Origin of the sequence: Micromonospora craterilacus (assembly GCF_003236315.1) — a bacterium.
Lineage (GTDB): Bacteria > Actinomycetota > Actinomycetes > Mycobacteriales > Micromonosporaceae > Micromonospora > Micromonospora craterilacus.
In genome coordinates, this window is record NZ_POTY01000415.1 from 1 (window position 1) to 2,750 (window position 2,750).

Genomic DNA, 2,750 nt, shown 5'->3' on the forward strand with positions numbered 1-2,750 from the left:
GCCCGGCCCCGAACCGGCGCCCGGCCCCGAACCGGCGGTCGGCGCGGTGGCCGGCGGTACCGGGGGCCGTTGCTGGGCGGTCGGCGGGTCCGCCACGGGTGCACCGGTGGGCGTGGTCGCCGCCGGGCCGGCGGCGGGCGGCCGGCCCGGGTCAGCGCCGCAGCCGGTGAGCGTGGCCGCGAGCAGGACGACGGCGGGCAGGATGGCGGCGGGCAGGATGGCGGCGGGCAGGATCCGGTGGGTCACTCCGGCAGTCTGCCCAGCCGGCAACACCTGCGGACAGTGTCCCGGCCGCCACGGAACGTGTCGGGTATCCGCCAGCCCGGGGTGCTCGCCGCTCCGCCCGGCCGCCACCCGGGCAGCACCGCCGGCAGCGGATCGGGCCCGGCCGCCGTAGCATGCGGTGCCGTGACGAGCAGTACGGGCGACGAGGTGCGGGGGCCGGCCGCAGTCATCTCGCTGACCACCGACTACGGGCTGGCCGACGGTTTCGTGGCGGCCTGCCACGGTGTGGTCGCGCGGCTCGCGCCGGCGGTCCGGGTGATCGACGTGACCCACCTGGTGCCGCCCGGGGATGTCCGCCGGGGCGCAGCGGTTCTCGCGCAGACCGTGCCGCACCTGCCGGCCGGGGTGCACGTGGCGGTGGTCGACCCGGGTGTGGGTACGGCCCGGCGGGGCGTCGCGCTGGCCACGCCCGGTGGCTTCCTGGTGGGGCCGGACAACGGTCTGCTGCTCGACGCCGCCGCCGCACTCGGCGGGGTGACCGCCGCAGTGGAGTTGACCAACCCGGGGTGGCTGGCGCCCCGGGTGTCGGCCACCTTTCACGGTCGGGACGTGTTCGCGCCGGTCGCGGCCCGGCTGGCGCTGGGCGCGCCGCTGGCCGAGGCCGGCCCGGCGGTCGACCCGGCGACACTGGTCCGGTTGCCCGAACCGGTGGTCGAGCCGGAGCCCGACGGGTTCACCGCCGAGGTGCTGACGGTGGACCACTTCGGCAACGTCCAACTGGCCGCCCCGGCCGACCTGCTCGCCCCGCTGCCGGCCCGGGTCCGGGTAGGTCCGGCCGGCGACGGCGAGGCGGGGCAGCGGGAGGCGGTGCACGGGCGTACGTTCGGCGACGCCCCGGTCGGCGCCCTGGTGGCGCACGCCGACTCGGCCGGCCGGGTCGCCCTCTCCGTGAACGGTGGCCGGGCCGCCGACCTGCTCGCCGCCACCCCCGGTACGCTGCTGCGGGTTCACCGATCCGCGCGCTCCTGACGCGCCTCGCGCCACACACGCACGAAACCTCCATTGTGGAAAGCTGTGAGAGTGGAAAATCGCTGGGTACCCGCCGCCTGTCCCTGCTGCGCGTCCCGAACCGGCGGCGGCACCTGTCCCGTCTGCTTCTGGACCGACGACGGCCAGACCGACGCCGACGCCGACGTCGTACGCGGTGGGCCCAACGGAGAGCTGAGCCTGTCCATGGCCCGGCTCAACTTCGCCGTGTACAACGCCTGCCACCCCCGCTACCAGGACTCGGTCCGCGCCCCTCGACCCGAGGAACTGCCCTGACAGGCGAGGCAGAATGGCGGGGTGCCCGAAGGCGACACCGTCTGGAACACCGCCCGTGTGCTGGAACGCGCGCTGGCCGGAGCCCGGCTGACCGGTAGCGATTTTCGGGTGCCCCAGCTCGCCACCACCGACCTCACCGGCTGGTTGGTACGCGAGTGCGCCAGCCGGGGCAAGCATCTGCTGCTCCGGCTGCACGGGCCCGCTGACGGGTCGCGCTGGACGCTGCACTCGCACCTGCGGATGGACGGCACCTGGCGGACGTACGCCCCTGGGGAGCGCTGGTCGGGCCGGCCGGCGCACCTGATCCGGGTGGTGCTCCGCACCCCGACCGCGACCGCCGTCGGCTACCACCTGCACGAGGTGGCCCTGGTGCCCACCGACGAGGAGGCCCGCCTCGTCGGCCACCTCGGCCCCGACCTGCTCGGCGAGGACTGGGATCCGGCGGAGGCCGTCCGCCGGCTGTCCGCCCACCCCGACACGGCCATCGGCCCGGCCCTGCTGGACCAGCGCAACCTGGCCGGCGTCGGCAACCTCTACAAGTGCGAGGTGCTGTTCCTGCGCGGGATCGACCCCCGGACGCCGGTCCGGGACGTGCCCGACCTGGGCGGCCTGGTCACCCTGGCGCAGGAGCTGCTGGCCGCCAACCGGGGCCGGTGGACCCAGAGCACCACCGGGTCGCTGCGCCGAGGCCAGACCAGCCACGTGTACGGGCGGCGGGCCCAACCGTGCCGCCGCTGCGGCACCGCCGTTCGCAAGGAGGAACAGGGCGAACGGGTCACCTACTGGTGCCCCACCTGCCAGCCCGGCACCGCTATGTGACGGTGGGTACGGGCCGGCCGCCGCGACCGCCGGCCTGAGCATCTCCGTGGAACTTCCACCGGGCGGTCCGGCAGGTCCGCCCAGGTGAACGGCCGGTCAGGCGACCGGACCGGAGTGGCGCGGGCGACACGCCGGGAGACTCGCAGATTGGGACGATTGGGTACTTCCTAACTGACCAACCGAGTCGCATGCTGCGGTTGAGCGCTCACGGAACGTCAGTACCGCGTAGCCGGGTCGCCACGTCGCGGTGGTGGCCGCCGCGCCCCGATTTTCGGGAGAGCCATGGCCGTGTTCCGCAGACTCCGGTCAACCTGGCTGGACCGGGCCACCCGCAACGGCCAGCAGGACCCGCCCGTGGCCGTACCCGCCGCCCGGAGCGGCCC

The 2,750-nt window shown here is 75.3% G+C and carries 3 protein-coding genes and 1 pseudogene; 3 read left to right on the top strand and 1 reads right to left on the bottom strand.

The genetic code is table 11. From position 1 onward, the window contains the following. Positions 1 to 246 (bottom strand): annotated as a pseudogene (locus C1I95_RS33220) (hypothetical protein); the annotation flags it as partial. Positions 247 to 432: 186 nt separating this feature from the next. Here C1I95_RS33220 and C1I95_RS33225 point away from each other — a divergent pair. Genes C1I95_RS33225 through C1I95_RS33235 form a run of 3 tightly spaced genes read left to right on the top strand, consistent with a single transcriptional unit; the run spans position 433 to position 2,367 of the window. After that, complete coding sequence (locus C1I95_RS33225; protein WP_111219995.1) at positions 433 to 1,254, top strand: SAM hydrolase/SAM-dependent halogenase family protein; 822 nt, start codon at positions 433 to 435, stop codon at positions 1,252 to 1,254. 51 nt (positions 1,255 to 1,305) lie between these two features. Continuing rightward, complete coding sequence (locus tag C1I95_RS33230) at positions 1,306 to 1,548, top strand: CPCC family cysteine-rich protein (RefSeq protein WP_111219991.1); 243 nt, start codon at positions 1,306 to 1,308, stop codon at positions 1,546 to 1,548. A 21-nt stretch (positions 1,549 to 1,569) separates the two neighbouring features. Beyond that, complete coding sequence (locus C1I95_RS33235) at positions 1,570 to 2,367, top strand: DNA-formamidopyrimidine glycosylase family protein (protein WP_111219993.1); 798 nt, start codon at positions 1,570 to 1,572, stop codon at positions 2,365 to 2,367. The last annotated feature ends 383 nt before the right edge of the window (positions 2,368 to 2,750 follow it).